Consider the following 26,132-nt stretch of genomic DNA (forward strand, 5'->3'; position numbering starts at 1 on the left):
GAATATTAAAAGTCTATTCCCACCACCAATTTATGAAATAGGAGGATCAGAAAAAATGAGTAAAGAAAAGCTTATGGCTAGGTTAGCTAAATTATCTCCTGAACAAAGAATATTTTTAGAGAAACAATTGAATAAAAATGAATCAAGTATAATTCCTTCTCGAAAAACTAATGAACCTACAATTTTATCATTTGCACAACAAAGAATGTGGTTTCTTGAACAATTAGAGCCTGGGTCTTCTATATACAATATGCCGTTTTTAGTAAAAATAAAGGGAGACTTTAATATTAGTGTCTTTAAACGTTGTTTAAATGAAATTATATGCAGGCATGAAATTCTTCGTACTACATTTTTATCGTTAGATGGAGATTTACGTCAAAAAATACATCCATTTATGGAAATAGATTTTGAAGTTCATAATTTGTGTTCCTATTCCAAGGATATTGCTGAAGATATATGTTCGTCACAAATGAAAAGGAAAGCAATCGAACCTTTTAATTTGGAAATGGGTCCGTTACTACATACAAGTATTTGGCAGATAACAGAAGATGAATTTTTGGTTTTAGTAAATATGCACCATATTATTGGGGATGGTTGGTCAATGGCTATATTAATTGAGGAACTATCTATTTTATATAATAATTTTTTGAAAGCGGATGTTGCTAATTTATCACCTTTGAAGATACAATATGCAGATTTCTCAATTTGGCAAAAGAATTGGTTAACAGGTTCTAAATTTCAAACACAATTAGACTATTGGAAGAAACAATTTAAAGATGTCTTACCAGTACTAGATTTACCCACTGATTTTTCGAGACCAAGTAAATTATCATACAAGGGTAGTAATGAACTTGTTAAAATTTCAAATGAAACTGTGCAGAGATTAAAAGAATTAAGTAAAAGTGAAGGTTGTACATTATATATGACTTTGCTTGCAGCATATTATACCCTTCTTCTAAAGTATACCAATCAGGAAGATATTATCATAGGATCACCAATTGCAAATAGGAATCATAGAGAGATAGAGCCTCTCATTGGATTTTTTGTAAATACATTGGCTTTACGTATTAATTCAAAAAGAGATGTAGCTTTTCGTGAACTGATTAATAAAGTAAAAGAAATATGCTTAGGAGCATATTCAAATCAAGATATACCTTTTGAAGCAATTGTGGGTGAATTAAATTCAGAACGAACAGCAAATAATTCAGTTTTGTTTCAAACGATGTTTTCACTAGAACAGAATATTAAAAAATCTCTCAATCTTGCAAATGTAAATATGGAATTTGAAAGATTCGAAACCGATACAGCAAAATTCGATTTAAGTTTAATAATTAATGAACATGATGATGAACTTATTTGCACGTTTAACTATAGTACAGATTTATTTATGAAAAGCAGTATACAACAGATGGCGAAACATTTTGTAACTATATTAAAAGCTATTATAGAAAATCCGAATGTTCAGTTAAATGAAATTTCATTATTAGATGATGAAGAAAAAAGAAAAATTTTAAATGGGTGGAATAACAATAAAGAAAATTTAAGTAGTATGTGTATACAGGAAAAATTTGAATTACAAGTAACAAAAACCCCTGATGCTATAGCTTTAATCTGTGAAAATGATTCATTAACTTATCGAGAATTAAATAATAGAGCAAATCAAGTTGCGCATTACTTGCGGAGAAATGGGGTCAGTTCGGGAAGATATGTTGGAATTTGCTTAGAGCGTTGTTCGGAGTTAATGATTTCAATATTGGGAATACTTAAAGCTGGGGGAGCTTATATCCCGTTAGACCCTTCTTATCCAATGGAAAGGCTGTCTTACATATTAGAAGAATCTCAACTTGATATATTACTTACTCAGAAAAGTTTTATGTCTAAGTTTAATGAATTTAGAGTTGATAATGTAGTGCAAATGGATGGAAATCAAGAGTTTAATGAGGAAGATACTATAAATCTTGACCATTTTGTAGATTTAGATGATTTAGCATATATGATTTATACTTCTGGTTCTACCGGAAAGCCAAAAGGAGTCATGGTTCCACATCGCGGATTAACAAATTATTTAAATTGGTGCACTCAAAATTATTATAAAGGGAATGGTGGACAAGGTTCATTAGTTCTGTCATCAATATCTTTTGACTTAACAATTACAGGGATGCTTTCACCATTATGTATAGGAGAAACAGTAGTTTTATTTCCTGAGGGATTAGATTTAGAAGAACTAGGAAGATGGGTTCGGAAAAGAAAATATAGTGTTATAAAGCTAACACCAGCCCATTTAGAGTTATTATCTCATCAAGTTTCTGAAGAAGATGCTGCTTTTTGTACAGATACTTTTGTAGTAGGAGGAGAGCCTCTACTCGCAAAACATGTTGATTTTTGGGTAAAGCATGCTCCAAATACAGTCATAATAAATGAATATGGACCGACTGAAGCAGTAGTTGGATGCACTAATTATATAGTAAAACCAGGAGAGAATTATAGTAAATCCATACCTATAGGAAAGCCTATTTTTAATACTGAAATGTATGTATTAGATACCTCTTTACAACCCGTACCTATTGGTGTTCATGGGGAACTATATATTGGGGGAGTGGGATTAGCAAAAGGGTATTATAAACGACCAGAATTAACTGCGGAAAGATTTATTACTTCTCCATTCAATAGTAATGAGGAACGAAAATTGTATAAAACTGGAGATATAGTACGTTATTTACCAAATGGAAATCTTGAGTATATTGATCGCATAGATCAACAAGTTAAATTGAGAGGATTTAGAATTGAATTAGGAGAAATTGAAAGTATTTTAAGTAATCACGATGCAATTTCAAGTGTAGTTGTTAATGTTTATGAGGAAAATGAGAATAAAAAATTAATAGCATATGTTGTACCAAAATATAAACACATGATGCAATGGGATTTTCTTTATGAATATATGAAAAAACATGTACCAGATTATATGATACCAGCAAAGTTTGTAGTATTAGAAGAACTTCCATTAACTCCAAATGGGAAAATTGATAGAAGACGATTACCAAAACCGATATTTAGTGGGGATGACCAGAAATTTGTAGAACCAATAACTGATTTGGAGAAAGAAATTGCAATGATTTGGGGCGAAGTATTGGGATATAAGAAGGTTAGCATGAAAGATAATTTCTTTAAAAGTGGTGGGGAATCTTTACTAGCAACAAAATTTATTTCGCTAGTAAGAAACAAATTGAAAATAGAATTACCATTAAAGATAATATTTGAAGTTACTACCTTAGAGGAATTTGTTTTGATTGTGAAACAAGAACTAGAGCTGGAGCAAGATAAAGAGTTGATAGATTTACTAAAAGATTTAGAGGATACAGATGAAATGATGTCAGATAAAGTATTATCAATATTAATAAATCATCAAGAGTAGATAATTTATTAATTTCAGAAGAGTTTTACATTACGAAATATACTTTTTAATAATGGAGGTGCGTTTATGGGAAGAAAGGAAGATTTACTTGCAAAATTAGAATCATTATCCCCAGAGAAGAAAAAAATTTTAATGGATCGATTAAAACGGAATAGCCCTAAAAATATTATGAAAAAGAGGAGGGAAAGTGACCTTCCTGTTCTATCTTTTGCTCAGCAAAGACTTTGGTTTTTTGATCAATTAGAACCCGGTTCTTCAACATATAATATGCCGTTTCTTCTGAAGATAGTAGGAGACTTTGATATTGATATTTTTGAAAAAAGTTTAAATGAAATTATACAAAGACATGAAATTTTACGCACTACTTTTTTATTAATGGACGAGCAGCCAATCCAAATTGTAAATCCGAATTTATCAATAAAAGTTAAATATATTGATCTTCGGGCGTATTCTAAAGAGGAAAGACAAAAAATGTCTGATGAACAGATAAAAAAGGTTGCAAAAAAACCTTTTAATCTTGAGATAGGTCCCCTTGTACGTGCAAATATTTGGCAAGTAGAAGAAAAAGAATATTGGATGTTGCTAAATATGCATCATATTGTTGGAGATGGATGGTCTGTTGGAATTTTAATCCAAGAAATTTCGAAAGTTTATAATGCATTTATAAAAGGAGACAATTCCCCTTTATTACCATTAACAATGCAATATGCTGATTTTTCTATTTGGCAAAAGGGATGGCTAAAAGGTTCCAAGCAACAAGAACAATTGAATTATTGGAAAAAACAATTGAGTGGCAATCTACCTGTTCTTGATTTACCAAGAGATTTTTCAAGACCCAATAAAGCAACATATAATGGAGACGAAGAATATATCACAATTCCTAAAGGGTTAGTAGAGAAATTAAGAACCTTATCCCAACAGGAGGGTGGTACATTGTATATGCTGTTATTAGCGGCGTATAATATTTTGTTATATAAATATAGTAAACAAGAAGATATTATTGTGGGTACACCAATTGCAAATCGAAATCATTTAGAAATTGAACCATTAATAGGTTTTTTTGTAAATACGTTAGCATTGCGTACTAGAGTGAGAAAAGATATGTGTTTTAGGGAACTATTACAAGAAGTAAAACAAACATGCCTAGGAGCATATTCGAATCAAGATATCCCATTTGAAAATATTGTTGCAGAAATTGTACCAGAACGTCAGAGTAATAGCTCTGTACTTTTTCAAACTGTTTTTGCTTTAGAGAAACAAACACAAAATATAATTGAAATGTCAGGTGTAAAAGTTAGGCCTGAGAAATTAAATATTAATGTTGCAAAGTTTGATTTGACCTTATCTATGATTGAGGAGGAAGATAAGGTATCTGGAACTTTTAACTACAACACTGGTTTATTTAGAAAAAGTACCATTCAACGTATTTCTAAACATTATCTGTCTATATTAGAACAGGTAATTGAAAATCCCAACATAAAATTAAATCAATTATCATTAATAAACAAAGAAGAATTGAATCAAATAATTAAAAGAAAACATAATGTAATAAATAATTTACAGATAGATACCACTCTACCTGAACTATTTGAAGAACAGGTCAAAAAAGTACCGAACAATATAGCAGTACAATACGGGGATGCTTCATTAACTTATGATGAATTAAATAAAAAATCTAATCAGTTAGCTCATTATTTAAAAGGTCAAGGGGTAGGCCCAGAAGTTATGGTAGGTATTTCCATGGAACGTTCTTTAGATCTAATTATAGGAATTTTCGGGGTTTTAAAGGCAGGTGGAGCATATGTACCAATTGATCCAAATGCTCCATCAGCAAGAATTCATTATATGTTAGAAGACTCTATGGTACCAATTGTGCTTTCCCATCAGGGCTTATCTAATAGAATTCATAAAGAAAAAGTGAAGGTTATTTGTTTAGATACGGATTGGAATGAAATTGAAAAAATGAGGACTTCGGATTTAATAGGGGAAGTTCAAGTGCATAATCTAGCTTATGTAATTTATACTTCAGGATCTACTGGAAAACCAAAAGGAGTTATGGTTCCACATCGAGGATTAACAAATTATTTAAATTGGTGCACTCAAAATTATTATAAAGGGAATGGTGGACAAGGTTCATTAGTTCTATCATCAATATCTTTTGACTTAACAATTACAGGGATGCTTTCACCATTATGTATAGGAGAAACAGTAGTTTTATTTCCTGAGGGATTAGATTTAGAAGAACTAGGAAGATGGGTTCGGAAAAGAAAATATAGTGTTATAAAGCTAACACCAGCCCATTTAGAGTTATTATCTCATCAAGTTTCTGAAGAAGATGCTGCTTTTTGTACAGATACTTTTGTAGTAGGAGGAGAGGCTCTACTCGCAAAACATGTTGATTTTTGGGTAAAGCATGCTCCAAATACAGTCATAATAAATGAATATGGACCGACTGAAGCAGTAGTTGGATGCACTAATTATATAGTAAAACCAGGAGAGAATTATAGTAAATCCATACCTATAGGAAAGCCTATTTTTAATACTGAAATGTATGTATTAGATACCTCTTTACAACCCGTACCTATTGGTGTTCATGGGGAACTATATATTGGAGGAGTGGGATTAGCAAAAGGGTATTATAAACGACCAGAATTAACTGCGGAAAGATTTATTACTTCTCCATTCAATAGTAATGAGGAACGAAAATTGTATAAAACTGGAGATATAGTGCGTTATTTACCAAATGGAAATCTTGAGTATATTGAGCGCATAGATCAACAAGTTAAATTGAGAGGATTTAGAATTGAATTAGGAGAGATTGAAACTATACTTAATCAATATTCTAAAATACGTGAGGGTATTGTTTTAGTTCGAGAAGACATTCCAGGTGACAAAAGACTAGTTGGGTACATTATTGGAGATGACCTTACAGCTGATGAGGTTGAGAAACTTAGCAATTATATGTCAGAGCAGTTGCCTGATTACATGGTACCGAGTGCTTTTGTGTTGTTAGAAAAAATACCTTTAACAATTAATGGAAAAGTAGACAAGGAAGCATTGCCTGCTCCAGATATGTCCTTAATTAAACGAACAGAATATATCGAACCCAAAACAGATATTGAAAAAAAATTAGTTGAAATCTGGGAAGAGCTACTAGGTTATTCTGGGATTTCTGTATATGACAATTTTTTCGGAATTGGTGGGCACTCTCTATTGGCTGTTCAATTAATGTCAAAAATTAAAAAGACTTTTAATGTGAAAATTCCGTTAACTGTTATTTTTCAAAGTGGAACAATTGCTGCATTAGCGAAACAAATAGATAGAAATAAAATTTATAAAGTTAATAATTCAATAGTACCTCTTCAACCAAAGGGGAATAAGAGACCTATTTTCTTTGTTCATCCTATTGGTGGACATATTATAAGTTATTTTGAATTAGCTAAATATTTAGGGGTTAAGCGTCCATTTTACGCTTTTCAGTCGCTAGGATTAGAGAGTGAAGAAACAATATTAACAAATATAGAAGAAATGGCTAATTTTTATATTAAGGAAATGCAGAATGTTCAGGAAGAGGGTCCTTATATTATTGGTGGATGGTCTTTTGGTGGGGTTGTAGCTTTTGAAATGGCGAGACAATTAGTTGAGAAAGGAATAAAGGTTGAAGCCATTATATTGCTAGATACATGGGCACCAGATATATATAATGATTCATCAGAATGGGATGACTTAGCCGTATTTATGAATGATTTAATGAAGCAATATAACCTAGAAGTATCCGAAGAATTAATATTAGGATACAAAAATTTAAGTATGCAAGATGAACGTATTCGCTATGTAATAAGTTATTTGAAAAATCATTCAAAGTTTAAGCAAGATATACAAGTTGAAGATCTAGAAAAGATGATTCAGGTATTTCAAACAAATCTTAATGCTTATCGGAGTTATCAACCGGAAAAATTGGATCAAGATATATTACTTTTTACTGCAAATCATCCACATAAAGAAAATAATCATGCAGAAGATGATACCTTATTTTGGGGGAAATATGTGCAAAAAGAATTAAAAGTCATAGAACTAAACGCAACTCATTATAGTATGATGCAGTCTGCACATGCTGAAGATATTGCATACCATATTGATATATTCTTAGAAGAGATAAGTAAAAAATTATACAATCTTAGTTCTAATTTAAATTAATTTTTAAAGGTGTGTTTGATATGAATAATATTTATTCACCATCGCTATATTTCAAAAAATATAGTAAGGTAAATTCTTTTCCAACTAGTATGAGATTATTTTGTTTTCATTATGCAGGAGGAAGTGCCAGTAATTTCAAAAAATGGGCAAATAAATTACCGGAACAGGTTGAGGTAATTGCTGTTCAATTACCTGGTAGAGAAAATAGAATTATGGAGAAACCATTCAATAATATCCAATCTATTATATGTGAATTAGCAGTAGAGATTCTTCCTTTATTAGATAAGCCTTATGTATTTTTTGGACATAGTATGGGGGCATTATTAAGTTATGAAATGTCATGGTATCTAAAAGAAAATTTTTCAACATCTCCAGAAAAGTTAATTATTTCGAGTTTTAGGGCACCGCATCTATCGCCAATAACAAATAATATACATGATTTATCTGTACCTATATTTATTGAGAAATTAAAAGAAATGGGAGGAACATCTGAAGAAATATTAAGTAATCAAGAGTTAATGGAATTAATTATACCTACTATACGTGCGGACTTTGAAGTGTGTGAAAAATATGTATATAAAGAAAGAAATAAATTAAATTGTCCTATTGTGGCGTATGGTGGAACAGAGGATAGTAGAGTTCGTTTAGAGCATCTAAAACAGTGGGAGAAACACACTAGTAAAGCGTTTAAAGTTCAGATGTTACCAGGAAATCATTTCTATTTAAAAGACGTAGAAAAAGAGTTACTATATTTAATTTCTAAAGAATTATTAGAAAACAATTAAATGAATTTATTTAAAAATATGGATGATAAATGAAATATTATTGTGAGGAAGAATAATGCAAGAAAGAGTAGCCGTTTTATATTTAAAAATACCTGAAAATATAAAAATATCAGATTTCAATTGGTGTTTGAATGTTTTAGATGAAGAAGAACAGGTAGAATTTTATAGTTACCTAGTAGAGCATAAAAAACTTGAGTTCTTACTTGGAAGGTTGCTGGTGAAATCTCTATTTGCACAAAAATTAGATTTGTTAGTAAATGATATTTTGTTGAAAAAAAATAGTTTTGGAAAGCCATATGTAAATTGGGAGTTCAATAAACAACAAAATCCTATGTATTTTAATTTATCACATACAAGTCAGATGATTGTTTGTGGAATTGCTAAAGAAAAATATATTGGGATAGATGTTGAAAAGACCAATAGAAATTATTTAGATGTTATGGATATAGTTTTTTGTGAAAGAGAAATTAAATTGGTATTAGATCAGATAAAGTCTACAGATAAGAAAGAGATGTTTTTTAGAATTTGGACAAGGAAGGAAGCTGTGTTAAAAGCCAAAGGAACAGGGTTTTACACAAATCCTGTATCTATTCCTGTGCCAGAAAATAGCGGGATTATTAAAGGAGGTGATTTTTTATATAATTCCTTTTTATTAGATCCTGATTATATTGTCTCAGTTGCTTTAAAATATTCAAAAAATAAGAAATATACATTTAGTATTAAAGAAATTCTTCTTAAAGAATTAATAGATTTATATAAAACTTTATCTTAAATAATGATAATAGTTTCCAGGAGGAAATGGTATGCTAAATGACTTAAAAGTTATTCCAACGGAGCAAATATATTTACATGAAGAATATGAACATGAAAGGTTAAAAAAGTTAAGTCATAAGATTAAAAATGAACAGGTTTTAAAGAATCCTCCAATCGCTTTACAATTAGCTGAAGATAAATATCTAATCCTTGATGGAGCACATAGGACGTTATCTTTGAAGCAATTAAATTGTAAAAGGATGGTTGTTCAGGTCGTTAAAGCAGATTATTTATCAATTGGAGCATGGTCACATCATATATCAGATAGTGAGGGAGTATTAGAGGTATTAAAAAGTAATTCTAATATTTTCTTAAGTGAAAATATTGAAAGTGAAAATTTAATTGCAACAGTGTTTGTTAATGGAATAAAGTATGATCTAGCAATTAATCCAGAAATGGAAAAAGATATGGAAATAAAAATTAGAATTTGGAAAGAAATTGTTAATGCTTATACAAATAAATATCCGTTTACTAGAATAACAAATGACGAATTAATTCCTTCAGACGGCATAGTGTTTAGATATACTTTGCTAGAGCTGTATCAAATCAAACAATTAGTAGAGTCGAATTTGCTACTACCTGCAGGTGTAACTAAATTTAAATTAAATTGTGGACGTATTTTGAATTTAAACATTCCGTTAAGTTTTCTAATCCGAGAAGATTTTGTAGAGGAGGATTGGAATGAACTGTTGGAATTATGGGGAAAATCAATCAGGTTGTATACTGATCCAGTCTTATTATGTGAAGTTTAAGTTAAAAAAGATTGGAATGAGGGTATTGGTTTTTTATAAAAATTAAATGAGCTAATTAATGTGAAAAGGGGCAAAAACATGATTCATGATGACGTTCTTTCATTAATAGGAGATACACCTATTGTAAAAATTAATAAGCTGGTCCCACCTGAGAGTGCTCAACTATATGTAAAATTAGAAGGATTTAATCCTGGAGGAAGTTCGAAAGATAGAGTTGCAAAGCGAGTAATTGAATATGCTGAAAATAGTGGACAGTTAAAGCCAGGAGGAACAATTGTTGAATCCTCTTCTGGGAATCTTGCAATTGGTTTAGCGTTAGTAGCAAAGATGAAAGGATATAAAATGATTTGTGTAGTTGACCCTAAAATAAGTAAAGTGAATCTGAATCTTATTAAATCATATGGTGCTCAAGTCCATATGGTTGATGTATCAGATGAGCACGGAAACTACTTAAAAGCAAGACTCGTAATAGCACAAGATTTAGCGAATTCTATTGATGGAGCTTATTGGCCTAATCAATATAACAATCCTGAAAATCCGGAGGCCTACGTGCATACTTTAGTTCAAGAAATTTATGATGATTTTAATGATACTTTAGATTGGATTGTATGTCCTGTAGGTACTGCTGGATTAATTACAGGTGTTGCAAAAGGAATGAAAAGATTAAATTCATCTGTAAAAGTTCTGGCTGTCGATGCTGTGGGATCAGTTATATTTGGAGGAAAACCTGGGATAAGAAGGCTTTTGGGGATAGGAAATGCGATTGTACCTGGAAATGTGAATCGAAGTCTTTATGATGATCTAAGTTACGTTAATGATGCAGATGCCTTTTTTATAACACGAGAGCTTGTATCAAAAGAAGGGATATTAGTTGGTGGATCTTCTGGTGCAGTTGTATGTGCTGCTCTAAGACTAATAGATAAACTACCAAAGTCTAAAAAAGTATTAGCGATATTACCAGATAGAGGTGATCGATATTATAATACTATATTTTCAGATGAATGGTTAGATGAACATGATATTGAATTACCACAATCAATTAATGATTCCATTTTAGTTTAAAAAAATAGATATTATTTTAAGGGAGTGTTAATTATGTTATTAGAAACAAAACCAGAATTAATTTATCTTAGTAAACAGGATATTATTGATTTAGGTGGTTATAAGGCCAACATTTATGTGCAAGCTATTACACAAGCACTAACATTACATTCAGAAAGGAACTTTAGTCAACCTTTAAAGCCTTATTTAAAGACTAATAAAGAAGGAGAGCATATCGCAGATAGAATTATTGCTATGCCAGCGTATCTTGGCGAACCTTCTATTTCAGGGATTAAATGGATCGGAAGTAAGTTTGATAATCCAACCAAAAAAAATATGGAAAGAGCTAGTGCACTTATTATTTTAAATGATCCAGAAACAAATTTTCCAATTGCCATTTTAGAAGGTAGTGTTATTAGTTCTATGAGAACAGCAGCTGTTACTGTAGTTGCAGCAAAATATTTGGCGAAAAAAGGATTTCAAAATGTATCAATTATCGGTTGTGGATTAATTTCTAAAATGCACATAAATTCTTTACTAGAACAGTTTAATCATATTAGACAAATTAATCTATTTGATTTGGATAATGTAAAAGCAAAAGCTTTTGCTCAAGAAATGAAAGAACGTTTTAGTCATGTCGATTTTCAGGTAAAAGAATCAGCAAAAAATGCGGTAGAACAAGCTGAGGTACTTGTAACATGCACGGTAACAGACACTCCATATATTGAAGCAGATTGGATACAAAAAGGAACTTTTGTCAGTAATATCTCTATAATGGATATAGAAAAAGAAGCTTTTTTAAAGGCTGATAAGGTAATTGTAGATGATTGGGATCAAGCAAATAGAGAAAAGAAGGTAATTAATCAGCTCGTTGTAGAAGGGAAATTTTCAAAAGAAATGCTCCATGCAGAACTTGGTGATATTATAACTGGTAAAAAATTAGGAAGAGTGACAGATGAAGAAATTATTATATTAAATCCTATGGGAATGGCTATTGAAGATATTGCATGTGCTCATGCCATTTATGAGAAGGCGAAACAAGATGGATTAGGAAAAGTGCTAAGCTTATATTAAGCTTTTTTATCAAAAGGAACTGTAATCGTGTTTAATTACAGTTCCTTTATTTGATTAAAAGTTGCTTAGAAGTTTCACTTTAATATTATATCCCCTTAAAATAAGATTTTTATCGTTGATAATAAACATTGAAGTTTAGGAAACTAAGAGAGGTGCTAAAATCATGTTTTATGAAATCAAATTTATTCCATATGAAGAATTGATTTTTTTTGAAGAATATAATGAAGAACAATTAATTAAAATTAAAAATAATATTGATGCTCAAAAAGCCTTGAGTAACCTACCAATTGTTATGAGAACTAAATCCAACAAATATCTTGTCTTAGATGGAACACATCGTATCTTGGCATTAAATAAATTACGCTGTATGAATATTACTGCGCAAATAATCGATGAAAGTATTGTAGTATGTAGTTCTTGGCTTCATCAGATTCCTAAATGTGAGGAGTTAATAAGTGATTTAAAAAATAACCCGAATTTTTATTTTACTGGAGAAAATTTATTAGAACAGAAGTATCTTGCAAGGGTTTATATAGATAATCAAGTCTATTATTTATATGATATGGATTCTAAGAAAAAGGAAGAAGCTATCTCATTTTTACATTCAATTATTAATGTGTATGATAGCAAGTATGGATATACAAAGATAACAAAAGAAGAATATAATCCGAGCTTAGAGTATATTACAATTGAGTTTCCGAATTTTTCTATACAAGAAATAATGAAAAGTATTGATAATAAATTGTTACCATTAAACGTTATAAGATTTACTTTTAATATTAAAAATATGAATGGTATAAACATTCCAATTTATGTTATAAGAAGTCCAGAGGCTTATGAGTTTGAGTGGAGAGAAATTATAGAGAAATTATCTTTACCTAGTCAATGATAAATGAATTTCCAAATGAAAAATTGTTGCAATATACTCTTTTAGTAAAAAGTTACTAAGGAGTGTTAATTGTAAAACAAGGATGGGGGCTTTGTATTCTGTAAAATGTGGGAATTAAGTTAGTTCATAGGTGAAAAATACAGAAATGAAACTAAATTATTTGTAATTGAAAAAGTATAACAATCCCTCAAAAGTACCATTTATTTTTCGAGACAATTTGTTTAAAGAAGAAATGAGTAGAGTAACAATGGTATCAGCTCACAGAAGAAATTCATAGAACTTTTTCAATTACGTGTATGTAATTTGCTTTAATACATATAAAAAGACACTTTTTTAAGTGTCTTTTTATATGTTGACTTATTCTGAAAGAAAATGTATTGATTAATAATAATTTGTTGGATACTTCTTGGTTAATAATATGATAACACTATCATAGAAGAATGTAAATTTTTTTATAAATATATATAATTTTAGTGTTTTTTAGATGCATTTGAATTTCATTCCATTTCCAAAAATACCATTTTCTTTGTTTTTATAAAAGTGATTTTGAACGTAAGGAATTTGTAAGGAAGAGGTAAGAAAAAAGAGATTTTCATTGTGTATGATTAAAATGTATAGAAGAGTGAGAGGAGGAACAAATACTATAAATTTATATGAAAAAACAAATCAATTAAAAAGACTTGCGTGAAGGAAAAGAGACATTATAAAAGTTAACATACATCAGAAAAAAGGATAGGCTATTTTTCAAGTCAAAAAGTTGGTTGTGAAATAGTGGGTATAAGAATGAGTACAAATTCAATATCGTCCTTTTGTCTATAGGTAAGATGAAAGCTGTGTGATTAGTTTAAAAACAGTAAAAAACCATCTATACAATATGAATAGGGGAGAGAAATATTTTGATGAAAAAGCACTGTCAAATTACATGTACAGGTTTAGCTCTTTTAATAACTGGAGGTTCCCTGCTATATACAACGCCAACCGTAAGTGTAAAAGCGGAGTCCATTCAAAATGTATCTAGTTCGTTACAAACAAGCAACCAAAGAGATCGTAATTCCGTCAAAGAGGCAATGCGGGATACATTAAAACTTGGATATCCAGGGATACTTGCTAAAACTTCTGAGGGTGGAAAAACATGGAGTTATGCGGCTGGTGTAGCTGATCTGAGTACCAAGAAACCAATGAAAACAGATTTTCGTTTTCGGATTGGCAGCGTGACAAAGACGTTCACTGCAACAGTTGTACTTCAATTAGCAGGAGAAAACCGCTTAAATCTAGACGATTCTATTGAAAAGTGGTTGCCTGGTGTCATTCAAGGAAATGGATATGATGATAAACAGATTACTATCCGGCAATTATTGAATCACACAAGTGGTATCGCTAATTACACAAGGTCAAAGGATTTTAATATGATGGATACAAAAAAATCCTATACTGCTGAAGAATTAGTAAAGATGGGAATATCCATGCCTCCAGATTTTGCTCCAGGAAAGAGCTGTTCGTATTCAAATACAGGATACGTATTACTAGGAATTCTTATTGAAAAAGTAACTGGGAACAGCTATGCGGAAGAAATTGAAAATCGAATTATTGAACCACTTGAATTATCGAATACATTCTTACCCGGAAATTCAAGCGTCATTCCAGGAACCAAACATGCCCGTGGATATATCCAATTAGACGGAGTAAGTGAGCCAAAAGATGTTACTTATTATAATCCAAGTATGGGGAGCTCGGCCGGAGATATGATTTCTACAGCTGATGATTTAAACAAATTCTTTTCTTATTTACTTGGGGGCAAATTACTGAAAGAACAGCAACTAAAGCAAATGCTTACAACAGTCCCTACAGGAACAGATGAACTTGGCGATTACGGGCTTGGAATTTCCAAAATAAAGCTTTCAAACGGTGTATCGATATGGGGGCATGGAGGAACCATTCCTGGTTTTTTAACTTTTGCTGGGGGCACACTTGGAGGTAAGCATACATTGGCCGTTAATTTAAACAGTATTAAAGCTGATAGTCCTGATCCTTTTAAAAATATTTTACTTGCTGAATTTAGCAAGTAGGTCAAAAGGGAGAACGGATAAATTTTATCATATTTTCATAGTGGAACAAACAAATGATGAAAACGGTCACTTATCTAAGGAGGTAATTCCGTGATGAAAAATAAGCTAACTGGTGTGTTAGCCACTGCATTAGCGGTAACTATGATTCTACCAACAGGAGCGAAAGCATTTTCTGAAAGTGAGACTACAGTTTTAACTGGTGAAGAAGTAGCTAGTCAGGAACTGAAGAAGATTGCAGCAGAGAAGGCGGAGCTACTTACAAAGTCTCATGGGGCGACTAGCGTGCAGTATGCGCTAATTGATAATGGAAAACTTATCTTGTCGGATCAGGTTGGCAAGAACGATATGGAAGGGGAAAAGCCGCTAACCAAAGATACTCTATATGGGATTGGTTCAGTGAGTAAAATGTATGCAACAGCGGCTGTAATGAAATTGGTCGACGAAGGAAAAGTCGATTTGGATGCTCCTGTGGTCCACTATGTTCCTGATTTTAAGATGAAAGACGGTCGATACAAACGTATTACACCGCGTATGTTATTGAATCACTCCTCTGGATTGCAAGGTTCTACGTTAGGTAATGCATTTTTATTTAACGATAATGATACCTATGCCCATGATGCCTTGTTGCAGCAATTATCTAATCAGAACTTGAAGGCGAACCCTGGTGCTTTCTCGGTATACTGTAACGATGGCTTTACGTTAGCTGAAATTTTGGTGGAAAGAGTTAGTGGTATGGGCTTTACCGAATTTCTACATCAAAGCTTTACAGGACCTTTAAAGATCAATCATACGAAAACGCCGCAGGACAAATGGAGAGACGAAAATCGGGCGGGACTATATTTCCCAGCGTATCAAGGACAACTTCCAATTGAATCGGTGAATGTAATTGGTACGGGGGGCATATCTTCCACGGCAGAAGATATGGTGCGATTCTCACAATTATTTATGGGACAGGGAAAAGGGATCCTCTCTGATAAGGTAGTCAAGGCAATGGAGCAAGAGGAATATAAAAAAGGAATGTGGCCGGGGGCTGGAGAGAATATTTTTAACTATGGTCTTGGCTGGGATAGTGTGAAACTATACCCATTCAGTGAATATGGGATCAAAGCTTTGGCTAAGGGCGGCGATACGGCACTGCAACATGCTATACTAGTCGTGCTTCCGGAACAGAAAATAGCAGCGGCTGTATTGTCATCTGGTGGCCGGAGCTCTACAAATCAACTAATGGCAACTGAATTGTTGCTCGCCACGCTTAAAGAAAAAGGTACTATTAAGGACATCAAGCCGAATAAATCCTTTGGCAAGCCGGTCAAAGTCAAAATGCCTCAAGGTGTAGCAAAGAAAGCAGGGGTCTATGGCAATAGCGAAACTCATTTCAAAATTGAAATTACGAACAACGGGGAACTGTTCTTACCATCTAATCGAGAAGAAAAATATATATATACTGCTGATGGAAGCTTTATTAATGAGAAGGGTACTTCCAAGCTTAACTTCGTAACTGAGAAGAATGGAAGAACTTATTTGAAGGAGAGCGCATATAAATCGCATCCAGGTTTAGGGCAAAGTTTGATGACTCACTATTTAGCTGAGAAACTAGAAGATAATGTACTATCGAAGAAAACCGCTGCTGCATGGGCAAAGAGGGAAGGTGTCAAGTTCTATCTTGTGAACGAGAAATTTAGTTCTATTCAATATCTCGTTCAACCGAAACTTCTTACTACAGAAATTACTCGCAAGGAAGGCCCAGCAGGCTATTGGGATGGCAGAAAAATTACAGGTCCGAACACCGCGGTGCATCAAATCCAAGTACCTGTGATGAATGGTCGTGATACGACGGAAACACATTTCTATACAGAAGGCGGTAATGAATATATGGAGATGGCTGGGTTGTTATACGTGAGTGAATCTAACGTAAAACCGATTGATGTAGATCAATCATCCAAAGTTACGTTGGGAACAAATGGGCATGCGAAATGGTTTACAATCCCGCAAGCAGCAACAGACAAAAGGATGACCGTGACGCTGCCATCAAATGGTTCATTTGCGGTGTATGATGAGAAGGGAGTTTGCGTCAACTTCACCATTGTGAGTGGCAATAACAAGGTGAAACTGCCGAAGAATGGAACAATAGTATTCGCTGGGGCACCGAACTCAGAATTTGCAATCTCGGTGAACTAGCTACAACTCAGATAGACTTCAATAAAACGGTACGACATGGAAAAGATGTGTTATTTGAATCTTAAGTACTCCCTTTATAAAGAGAAATTCCACGAATGATATTGCACTTAAATTCTTAGCTTGATGGGTATGAGGTATTATTTCAAAAAAATTCAATAGCAGTACTTTGAGTTCTAAAGACCACTCATGTTGGAGAAACAAAAGAAGAAGTATGAAATTAATGTATTAACCTTATAACGTATAAAAGACACTTTATAAAGTGTCTTTTATACGTTGACATACTATGAAAATGAAAGAAAAAGTGATTAATCAAAATATGTTGGATGTTTCTTGGTTGATTTTATAATGAGTTCTCGGTTAATTTTTTCTCTCTCAAAAGTAAATAAAAGGATAGAATATACAGTAGGGGACGTTCAAAGTTATTAGAAAAGCTATTTACATAATTAATATGATGAACTAGCATACAAAAAATATATAAAACTAAATGGTTATTAAAAAAACTGTGCATAAAAACTTGCATTATAACAAGTTTTTAGCACAGTTTTTTTATTTTATGCCTTTCATTAAAACTTGAATCTTTGGGGCCATAAAATATAAAATTACACTTAAAATGATTGAAAGGCCACCAATTACACCGAAATAAATAATTTCTGTTTCAGGATTATATAATCGAACTATTTGAGCATTTATAGCTTGTGCAGCTGCACTAGTTAAGAACCACAGACTCATTGTTTGAGCAGAGAAGGCAGCTGGTGCTAATTTGGTTGTAATTGATAAACCTACAGGTGATAAACAAAGTTCCCCGATTACTACTAACAGGAAGCTAATCGCTAACCACATAGGGCTTACAAGGGATTCTGTACCATGTATATATGCAGGGATAATCATAACTAAGAAGGATAAACCAGCAAATAATAAACCAATAGCAAATTTATTAGCCGTACTTGGTTGACGTGAATTAAGCTTTACCCATAACCAAGCAAATACTGGTGCTAACAAAACAATATAAATAGGGTTTAATGATTGAAACCATGAAGATTGAAGTTCAAACCCGGCCAACTTTAATTGAGTACGCTGATCAGCATATGAAGCTAAAATGATAGCTCCTTGTTCTTGAATGGCCCAAAACATTGTAGCAGCGATAAATAATGGTATGTAAGCAATTAAACGAGACTTTTCAATTTTTGTAGTTTTCGGACTACGATACATAAAAATAAAGTAACCAGTTGGAATGAGAATACCTAAGATACTTACTAATAAAGTGAATCGATTAATAGTTAAAATACCTGTTGGTATCGTTAAAATACAAAATAATACTATAGCTATTGTGCCAATACTAAACTGTATAATAACTTTTTTTCTTTCGATGTCTGTTAAAGGATTTGGTACTTGTGTTCCTGCTAAACCAAGACTTTTCTTTTTTGTAAGAACGAAAATAATTAAACCTAATAGCATACCAATTGCAGCGACACCAAAGCCTAGGTGGAAGTTATACTTTTGACCAAGTGTTCCTATAACAAAAGGAGATAAAAGCGCACCTAAATTAATACCCATATAGAAAATACTGAAACCTGAGTCACGTCGAGTATCTGTTTCACTATATAAATCACCAACAATGCTAGATACATTAGGTTTTAATAAACCTGTACCAAGTACTAAAAACACCATAGATATGAATAAAGTACTTATAGTTCCTGGTAGTGCTAAAATCAAGTGACCTATCATAATTAAAACTCCACCCCAAAAAATTGTTCTACTTGAACCTAGTAGACGATCTGCAATCCAGCCACCAATAATGCCAGACATGTAAACGAGAGATCCATAGATGGCCATAATTGACGCTGCGGTCGCATGATCCATCCCTAAACCACCTTGTGAGATTGAATAATACATATAGTAAAGTAATATTGCTCTCATCCCATAGTAAGAGAATCGCTCCCAAAACTCTGTAAAGAATAGGGTAAACAGTCCCTTAGGGTGTCCGAAAAAACCGCTTTGGGGAACAGTACGAATAATATCGCTTTTACTAATCTTCTCCATACGAATACACTCCTTATATATAAATATAATAATACTAACTTAGTATAAACTAATAATTAGAAAATTAAAATAAATATTTACTTGGTTAATTATTAGAAATTTTTTAAAAAATAATTTTCTTGTTGATTTTAATGGGTATTTTAATTATATTTTTTAATATAGATATATTGATTGAAGCTGATGATAGTGTATAAATATTAATACAAACTGTAGGAGGATTTATATATTGTTAAAAAAAGAAGTTTCTATAGAAGATATTTATCAGGAAATATTAGATGGAAAAAGAATTAGATTTCCTCCAAATACATGGAAAGAAGATATAGATAATAAAATGGCGCGGAGGGTATTAACATATTTGCTTAACAGTATTTTAAAATGGAATAAGGAAGACATAAGAAAAAAGTGGAACACAAAATTACTTGTAAAGTATAGGCTACGAGGATTACTCAAACATAGGTATGAAAATAGCCCTTTTAAAGCAATTAATGATTTGTATCCAAATCAGTTCAAAGAATGGGAATTTGGTATGACTCCTTTAAATTTTTGGACTAAAGAAAAAGCATTAACAATTTTGAAATGGATTATTGAGGAAAAAGAGGGTCTTTCACAAGAAAAGCTCTTAGAATTATACGGGAAAAAATGGTTGAAACAAAATAAGCTTAGTGCACCTCTGGCTATGTATTGGAATAGTAGCCCGTATGCAATGATTAATGATCTTTATCCAGGCCGTTTTAAAGAATGGGAATTTGGCATGACCCCTAATAACTTCTGGACTAAAGAAAAAGCATTAGAAGCATTGAAATGGACCATTGAAGAAAAAGAGAGATTAACTCCTAAACAATTGCTTGATATATACAATATAAAATGGTTAAAGACCCATGGATTAGCATCAGCATGTCAAATGATTTGGGGGAATAGTCCGTTTAGAATGATTAATGATTTATATAGAGACCGTTTTAAAGAATGGGAATTTAGAGTTACTCCTGTTGGATATTGGTCTAAACGTAAAGCATTAGAGGCGTTAAGGTGGACTATTGAAGAGAAAGAAAAATTGGATGAAAAACAGCTATTAAAAGTATTTAATCAAAAATGGCTAATAAAACAAAAATTATGGACGCCGTTAAAATGCTATTGGAAAGGAAGTCCATATGAAATGCTTATTGCTCTATATCCAAATCGTTTCTCAAAAAATATGTTAAAAGGATATATTTAAAAGTAAAGATTAAATTAATAATTATTGAGAAAATTTATGATTTAACATGCAGTTATTAATTTGGAGGAAGACACCTTAAAGGTGTCTTTTTTTTATGTATAAAAAAATAAAATATCACTTAGTGTAAAAAGATTCAAAGTACTAAAGGGATTTCTATTAATAATTAAATTAAATCATTCATTGATTAATTATTCTATCTCTTTTCCTATTAGAACCAAATTTTTGCTAATTGAGAGACTCCTTTTATTATCTCTTCTTCGCATAAATCACCAAATCCAAGTTGAATATGAGGATATTCTGGTAAATATTCCGAGAAATATTTTGAGCAAGGATAAACTATAATGCCGTGATCATGTGCTCTTTCAATTAGCATTTTTTCACTCATTTTTGTTTTCACTTCAATAATAACGAAAATACCGGAGCTACCACCTTTAATCTTGACATATTTCTTAAAATGCTTTGATAATTCCTTATTTAATAGATTCATTTTACGTTTATACAAAGTTTTCATCTTCCTTAAGTGCGAGTACCAATATCCTTCATTCATAAAAGTTGCCAATGTTCGCTGATGAATAGATGAGGATGTTTGTTCAAGTAAAGGGAGTATTTTTTTATATTCATTTATTAGCCGCCTAGGCAAAACCATATAACTGACACGGATAGAGGGGAGGAGTGCCTTTGAAAAAGTTCCTAAATAAACCACTCTATCATTTGAATCTAAACTTTGAAGAGACGGTATAGGTTGATGGATATATCGAAATTCACTATCATAATCATCCTCAATAATATAGCCTTCCACTTTTTTTGCCCATCCAATTAACTTTAGTCTTTCATTGACAGGGATGGTCACTCCATACGGAAAGTGGTGAGTAGGAGTGACATATAAAAGTCTAGAAGCCGATTTTAAAAGAAAATCGACTTGAATGCCTCGTTCTTTTACAGGAATTGGATCAATAATAAATGATTGAAGAACAAAAAGCTCCCTTGCCACGTTATATCCAGGATCTTCTACTGCTATATAATGATAGTCTTGCTTTAACATTAGTGACAAAATTAATAACAAATGTTGTGTGCTACTGCCAATAATAATTTGTTCTGCAGAAGTAGTAACTCCTCTTGATTGAAATAAGTAATCTGCTAGTGCTTTCCTTAATTTAATATCGCCTTGTTTTTCTCCGTATGAAAACATGCTAGAGTCTTTAAGAATTTTGTTTGTAATCATTCTCCACTTTTTTAAAGGGAAGTTTTCTTGATCCACTGTCCCAATCTTAAAATCAATAGTTTTGATGATAGTATGATTTGTTTCATGATGCTGTTCTTTAATAAGTTCAAAATTAAGTGTTTCATCCGATGTAATAGCCTCTACAAAAAAACCTTTTTTGTTTTCACTTCGAATATACCCCTCTGATTGCAGTTGTTCATAGGCTACCTGAGTTGTGTTTCTGCTGACCTCTAATTGGTTAGCAAGTTGTCTAATTGATGGCAACTTTTTACCGTGTTCTAATTTGCCAGATAAAATCTGAGTTCGTATATATTGATAAACTTGTTGATACATAGGATTTTTACTTTTTCGATTTATATTAAATATTAGTTCCTTCATTATTTTAATACCCCATCTGTCATTTGTATTTATTGTAAACTGTACCTTTTAGAAATGACAGTATAAATAAATAATGAATTTATAAAAAAAATTAATCTAGGAGGAGAGTTATGACAATATTTATGTACATATTTTGTTTGATTGTATGGGGACTCAACTTTATTGCAGTGAAAATTCAAGGAACTCCTGTCAGCTTAGAGTTATCTTTAACTTACCGTCTGGTTATGACAGCTTTTTTATTTTTGATGCTTGTTTGTTTTCTTCGACCAAGTGGGATGCCAACAAAAAAAGATATCCCATTTGTAATAGTTTTTGGTATATGTAACTTTGCAATAAGCTATTTATGCCTTTATTACGCTACAATTTTGAGTTCTGCGGCAATTGTAACATTGATTTTTTCATTAAAGGTAATTTTGACTCCGATCGCACTTCGAATTTTTTTAAAAGAAAAGTTACATTCACGCGTTTTGCTTGGAGGGATTTTAGGGGTATTAGGAGTATGTATTCTTATCTATCCGAAATTGAATGATTTTCAAGGGTTCAATGATATAAAAGGAATTATGGTTGCAATTTTAGGTACGCTTCTTACAGCAATTGGTGATGCGAGCTCGGCACGAAATGCAAGCCACAAGGTGAACCCTATCTATGCAAATGCTATTGGATTTACAGTAGGTAGTTTATTGATGGGAGTAATTGTATTATTTCAAGGACAAGAATTTACATTTCCCACATCTTTTTCATATGTATTTATGTTGCTATATTTAACTCTGTTTGCTTCTTTTGTAGCATGGTTATTCTATTTGAAGCTTGTAGAAAAAATCGGAGGAGCTCGAAGTGGATATATGGTTGCGCTATTCCCTATAATTGGAGGGATAGCTTCCGTTTTAATCGGTGAGTCAGATCCATCCCTGTATTTGTTTGTTGGATGTTTTTCAAGTTGTATTGGAGCGACTATCGCATTAGGATTTAGAACTCAAAAGCATGATCCGAAATTAACTTTAAAAAGAGTTAATTAAGAAAGGGAATAAGTGTAATGGATTTGAAAATAGATCCCATATATTTTTAATGTATGAATTGTGCACTTTCTTTTGAAGAAATGACACCATCAAATAAACTATTTTGTCTAATTGGCAAATCGAAAGTTTACATAATATTTTTCTGGTAAACAATTATGAATTTAATAGTGTAATCAATATAGGACTTGAATTAAATTTTTATATTAAAAAATTTACGAAAAAAAGGGGGGGTTCATTGTACAAAATTATTTATGGAATATTAATTTTAATTTATACTTTGTATTCATTTTTTGTAAGTGATGGAAGTGAAGTAAGGTTTATAATCGTGTTAACTATAGTACTTATCTTTTCTGTAGTGTTAGAACAAAGAAATGTAAAAAAACGATTGATTAAAGGTCGTTTTTTTACACTTTTTAAAGATATCTAATGTAAATTATTATTCATTAGTTTACTTTCATTTCCCCTTAAAGGGGTACGGCAACGATTCAAGGTATGAGGGGCCACTCTGGAGAAATATTCAAATTGATATGATAAATATAAACAAGAAACCTATCTGCGGATAGGTTTTTATTTTACAATTAAGATGGTTAAATATTGAAACATATATAGATTCTAGGGGGATTAGTTATGCCTAGTATTCAAGATACGATATATTCAAGAATCAAACATAATCTAAGGACTGAAGATTTAAGGAGTGTATACTTGGAGTAAAGAAATGCATCAACCTATCTTGGAAAGAATTGGCCAAGCTTTAAAGCTTGGCACTATTGTTGCTGCAATTTATGGTGCAACTGATGCCCTCGCGAATCAGGTACAAACTATTCTATTGTTAGAAAGACAAGTAAAGGCGAAAAAGTTACAGTATATGAAGAAAAGAACGGCTGGCTAAGAATTGGGACAGGGCAGTGGATTTATTATGACTCTAGTTATATCGACTATAACAGATTATAAAAGACTTAATAGTTAAAAGAACAGGTCATATTTGGATATATAACTTACTTTCAGGTTGTGAAGAAGACTTTCTCCACAACCTGTTTTTGTGCCTGCCCCCCTTTACCTATCAATACTGATAAAAAGAGGAGAAGGAGGGATTCATTATGATGCTGGCATCGGTAAATCAATGAAATTCTTTTCTTTAATTTTCCTTTTGGAACACAGTTTTTTATTAGCTTGATGGACATGAGGTGCCCCCTATAAGAAAAATATCTGTCTAAATTGAAAAGTTTTTTAGTTGTAACGGTTAATTTTTTGAATTGTTTCCGTAACATTAAATGGTCAATTTTTTGTAACATATCTAAAAAAAATGTCACAGTAATGTGACGGAAACATGGAAAAGTATTAATGTATTACTATTATTATTTATTTGTAGCTTTTAAAGTATTTAAAACGATTTTGGTTGCATCTGCAATAAGTTTATCATCGTATTCAGCATCTTCTTTGTCATGATTAGAAAGGATGGCAAGAACAATTGGTTTTTTATTTGGTGACCAAACAATTGCAATATCATTCCTTGTTCCATAAGAACCTGCACCTGTTTTATCAGCTACTTCCCATCCTTTTGGTACACCCGCGCGAATTAATTTATCCCCAGTCGTGTTTCTTTTCATCCAATCTACTAATAGTTCACGTTTCTCAGATGGTAGTACAGTTCCTAATGTAAAAGACTGAAGTGTCTTAGCGATTGCTTTTGGTGTACTCGTATCATGTGTTTCTCCTGGATTTACTTCGTTTAATTCAGGTTCAAATCGCTCGGAATTAGTAACAGTATCACCAGTCTACCTCAAGATTTTTTCAAATGCGGATGGACCACCTAACTTTTTAAGAATTAAATTATGTGCTGTACTGTCACTATATCGAACAGAAGCATCTGCAAGTTCTTTTAAAGTCATTCCTGTATCCACATGCTTTTCAGTAATTGGATTATAATTAGAAAGGTCTTCACGCGTATACGTAATCCTTTCATCAAGAGCTTCTATTGAGTTCTGACGTAAAAGAGCGCCCGCTGCTAATGATTTAGATGTAGAGGCAAATGCAAAACGATCATCTGATCGATAAGAAACAGTTTGATTTGTACCAGTATCCAGTGCATAAATACCAAGCTTGGCATCATATTCTTTTTCAAGTTTAGCAAAAGAATCATCACCAGTATTTTCTTGTTTAATTGGATTTGTTTGTTTCGTTTGTTTAGGTGATTCAGATGGAGTATTACTATTGGAACAGCCTATTAGTGTTACACATGAAAGTAATACGACAGGTACAACCTTTTTGTAATGTGTAATGTTAAAGAACTTGCTTAATATGAACATAAATTTTCAACCTCTTTCAAGAATATATGGTTTTTCCTAGGTTTTTCATACTGATGTAAGTAAAGAGAATATGGGGTAACAATACTCCTGCAGCTAAAATTTTATAGGTTGAAGCACATGTAAGATGTTTATATGATTGATAAGCTAGTGTTTGAGTTATTCCTTCTTCAATCTCACTTGCAATGCTTTACCTGTAAAAGCATTAAGCTTGTACCTCTTAAATACTCACCCTTCTTTTGCATCCTTTTCCTTTTCAAAATAAAAAGTCCTTTCATATTTTTGTAATACATAAGATTAGATTTCAAACGGGATTTATTATATCTAAATTGAACATCTAATTTTAGGAACACATTTAATAGACAATCTAAGTAATAAAATTGTTCCACTTTAATATGAGGAAGAACTTGATGTTTAAATAAAAACAAAAGTAAATTTTTGCCCAGCAGTTTACGTTCATGATATTGATTTTTATACGTGTTTGGTAAAGAAAACATAATAAATTGCAAAAAAATACCGAAATCTAGTTCGGTATAGTGATGTACATATAAAAAACCTCTCTTTGCTATATCTCCCCAAAAGAGTCATTAGTAAGAGGGTTATAAACTGTATTTTCAGAAATATTACAATCGTGTAAGAAAAATGTAAGGTAATTCAATATGAGAAAAATAATCTCACTACTACAATGAATAACAGATACATTCAGGAAAAAATCTGTTTTGGGATATCAAGTTATTTTAGTTCTTAAAATAT

General features: G+C 31.9%; 16 protein-coding genes and 4 pseudogenes. 16 read left to right on the forward strand and 4 right to left on the reverse strand.

Annotation, left to right across the window (positions count from 1 at the left end; genetic code table 11):
* Positions 1-55 precede the first annotated feature (55 nt).
* The 11 genes and pseudogenes from DN407_RS27920 to DN407_RS27970 form a co-directional block, all read left to right on the forward strand.
* Entirely contained in the window at positions 56-3,412 is a 3,357-nt protein-coding gene (locus tag DN407_RS27920) for a non-ribosomal peptide synthetase (protein WP_149216863.1), read from the forward strand.
* A 132-nt stretch (positions 3,413-3,544) separates the two neighbouring features.
* Complete coding sequence (locus DN407_RS27925) at positions 3,545-7,609, forward strand: non-ribosomal peptide synthetase (RefSeq protein WP_255446543.1); 4,065 nt, start codon at positions 3,545-3,547, stop codon at positions 7,607-7,609.
* Between the two features lie 20 nt (positions 7,610-7,629).
* On the forward strand, positions 7,630-8,394 hold the full coding sequence (locus DN407_RS27930) for a thioesterase II family protein (protein ID WP_098451125.1): 765 nt from the start codon (positions 7,630-7,632) through the stop codon (positions 8,392-8,394).
* A gap of 55 nt (positions 8,395-8,449) precedes the next feature.
* The gene (locus tag DN407_RS27935) at positions 8,450-9,166 is read left to right on the forward strand and encodes a 4'-phosphopantetheinyl transferase family protein (RefSeq protein ID WP_149216865.1); all 717 of its coding nucleotides are present in this window, start codon (positions 8,450-8,452) and stop codon (positions 9,164-9,166) included.
* A 31-nt stretch (positions 9,167-9,197) separates the two neighbouring features.
* A complete protein-coding gene (locus tag DN407_RS27940; RefSeq protein ID WP_149216866.1) occupies positions 9,198-9,959 on the forward strand; it encodes a ParB N-terminal domain-containing protein in 762 nt (253 codons plus the stop codon).
* A 78-nt stretch (positions 9,960-10,037) separates the two neighbouring features.
* Positions 10,038-11,021, forward strand: coding sequence for a 2,3-diaminopropionate biosynthesis protein SbnA (gene sbnA, locus DN407_RS27945; RefSeq protein ID WP_149216867.1), 984 nt, complete (start codon positions 10,038-10,040; stop codon positions 11,019-11,021).
* 33 nt (positions 11,022-11,054) lie between these two features.
* Positions 11,055-12,074 (forward strand): 2,3-diaminopropionate biosynthesis protein SbnB, encoded by a 1,020-nt coding sequence (gene sbnB, locus DN407_RS27950; RefSeq protein ID WP_149216868.1) that lies wholly within the window; start codon positions 11,055-11,057, stop codon positions 12,072-12,074.
* A 163-nt stretch (positions 12,075-12,237) separates the two neighbouring features.
* Positions 12,238-12,963 (forward strand): ParB N-terminal domain-containing protein, encoded by a 726-nt coding sequence (locus DN407_RS27955; RefSeq protein WP_149216869.1) that lies wholly within the window; start codon positions 12,238-12,240, stop codon positions 12,961-12,963.
* 899 nt (positions 12,964-13,862) lie between these two features.
* Positions 13,863-15,029, forward strand: coding sequence for a serine hydrolase domain-containing protein (locus DN407_RS27960; RefSeq protein ID WP_149217096.1), 1,167 nt, complete (start codon positions 13,863-13,865; stop codon positions 15,027-15,029).
* A gap of 93 nt (positions 15,030-15,122) precedes the next feature.
* Positions 15,123-17,207, forward strand: coding sequence for a serine hydrolase domain-containing protein (locus DN407_RS27965; protein WP_149217097.1), 2,085 nt, complete (start codon positions 15,123-15,125; stop codon positions 17,205-17,207).
* A gap of 339 nt (positions 17,208-17,546) precedes the next feature.
* Positions 17,547-17,630, forward strand: a pseudogene (locus tag DN407_RS27970) (GNAT family N-acetyltransferase); the annotation flags it as partial.
* Positions 17,631-17,753: 123 nt separating this feature from the next.
* On the opposite strand, the gene DN407_RS27975 reads toward DN407_RS27970, so the two are convergent.
* Positions 17,754-19,247, reverse strand: a complete 1,494-nt coding sequence (locus tag DN407_RS27975; RefSeq protein ID WP_149216870.1) for a peptide MFS transporter — start codon at positions 19,245-19,247, stop codon at positions 17,754-17,756.
* Between the two features lie 226 nt (positions 19,248-19,473).
* Between DN407_RS27975 and DN407_RS27980 the strand changes: the two genes are divergently transcribed.
* On the forward strand, positions 19,474-20,460 hold the full coding sequence (locus DN407_RS27980; RefSeq protein WP_149216871.1) for a DUF4046 domain-containing protein: 987 nt from the start codon (positions 19,474-19,476) through the stop codon (positions 20,458-20,460).
* 208 nt (positions 20,461-20,668) lie between these two features.
* Here DN407_RS27980 and pdxR read toward each other — a convergent pair whose 3' ends face one another.
* Complete coding sequence (gene pdxR / locus DN407_RS27985) at positions 20,669-22,060, reverse strand: MocR-like pyridoxine biosynthesis transcription factor PdxR (protein WP_149216872.1); 1,392 nt, start codon at positions 22,058-22,060, stop codon at positions 20,669-20,671.
* 110 nt (positions 22,061-22,170) lie between these two features.
* Between pdxR and DN407_RS27990 the strand changes: the two genes are divergently transcribed.
* The 4 genes and pseudogenes from DN407_RS27990 to DN407_RS28005 all read left to right on the forward strand — a co-directional run.
* The gene (locus DN407_RS27990) at positions 22,171-23,076 is read left to right on the forward strand and encodes a DMT family transporter (RefSeq protein WP_149216873.1); all 906 of its coding nucleotides are present in this window, start codon (positions 22,171-22,173) and stop codon (positions 23,074-23,076) included.
* Positions 23,077-23,311: 235 nt separating this feature from the next.
* Complete coding sequence (locus DN407_RS27995; protein WP_086388361.1) at positions 23,312-23,503, forward strand: hypothetical protein; 192 nt, start codon at positions 23,312-23,314, stop codon at positions 23,501-23,503.
* Positions 23,504-23,767: 264 nt separating this feature from the next.
* A pseudogene (locus DN407_RS32995) lies at positions 23,768-23,947 on the forward strand (glutamine amidotransferase); the annotation flags it as partial.
* Positions 23,884-24,027 (forward strand): annotated as a pseudogene (locus DN407_RS28005) (SH3 domain-containing protein); the annotation flags it as partial. The pseudogenes DN407_RS32995 and DN407_RS28005, both read left to right, overlap by 64 nt.
* A gap of 50 nt (positions 24,028-24,077) precedes the next feature.
* Here the strand turns inward: DN407_RS28005 and DN407_RS28010 are convergent.
* Positions 24,078-24,257, reverse strand: coding sequence for a hypothetical protein (locus DN407_RS28010; RefSeq protein ID WP_086388362.1), 180 nt, complete (start codon positions 24,255-24,257; stop codon positions 24,078-24,080).
* A gap of 174 nt (positions 24,258-24,431) precedes the next feature.
* Positions 24,432-25,382 (reverse strand): annotated as a pseudogene (blaIII, locus tag DN407_RS28015) (class A beta-lactamase BlaIII).
* Positions 25,383-26,132: the final 750 nt, after the last annotated feature.

The organism is Bacillus sp. JAS24-2 (assembly GCF_008274905.1).
GTDB classification, from domain to species: domain Bacteria; phylum Bacillota; class Bacilli; order Bacillales; family Bacillaceae_G; genus Bacillus_A; species Bacillus_A cereus.

Coding starts and splice junctions, on each gene's coding strand:
- sbnB (WP_149216868.1), top strand. CDS start 11,055: ATGTTATTAGAAACAAAACCAGAATTAATTTATCTTAGTAAACAGGAT.
- DN407_RS27940 (WP_149216866.1), top strand. CDS start 9,198: ATGCTAAATGACTTAAAAGTTATTCCAACGGAGCAAATATATTTACAT.
- pdxR (WP_149216872.1), bottom strand. CDS start 22,060: ATGAAGGAACTAATATTTAATATAAATCGAAAAAGTAAAAATCCTATG.
- DN407_RS27955 (WP_149216869.1), top strand. CDS start 12,238: ATGTTTTATGAAATCAAATTTATTCCATATGAAGAATTGATTTTTTTT.
- DN407_RS28010 (WP_086388362.1), bottom strand. CDS start 24,257: ATGTCCATCAAGCTAATAAAAAACTGTGTTCCAAAAGGAAAATTAAAG.
- DN407_RS27990 (WP_149216873.1), top strand. CDS start 22,171: ATGACAATATTTATGTACATATTTTGTTTGATTGTATGGGGACTCAAC.
- DN407_RS27935 (WP_149216865.1), top strand. CDS start 8,450: ATGCAAGAAAGAGTAGCCGTTTTATATTTAAAAATACCTGAAAATATA.
- DN407_RS27925 (WP_255446543.1), top strand. CDS start 3,545: ATGGATCGATTAAAACGGAATAGCCCTAAAAATATTATGAAAAAGAGG.
- sbnA (WP_149216867.1), top strand. CDS start 10,038: ATGATTCATGATGACGTTCTTTCATTAATAGGAGATACACCTATTGTA.
- DN407_RS27930 (WP_098451125.1), top strand. CDS start 7,630: ATGAATAATATTTATTCACCATCGCTATATTTCAAAAAATATAGTAAG.
- DN407_RS27965 (WP_149217097.1), top strand. CDS start 15,123: ATGAAAAATAAGCTAACTGGTGTGTTAGCCACTGCATTAGCGGTAACT.
- DN407_RS27960 (WP_149217096.1), top strand. CDS start 13,863: ATGAAAAAGCACTGTCAAATTACATGTACAGGTTTAGCTCTTTTAATA.
- DN407_RS27920 (WP_149216863.1), top strand. CDS start 56: ATGAGTAAAGAAAAGCTTATGGCTAGGTTAGCTAAATTATCTCCTGAA.
- DN407_RS27975 (WP_149216870.1), bottom strand. CDS start 19,247: ATGGAGAAGATTAGTAAAAGCGATATTATTCGTACTGTTCCCCAAAGC.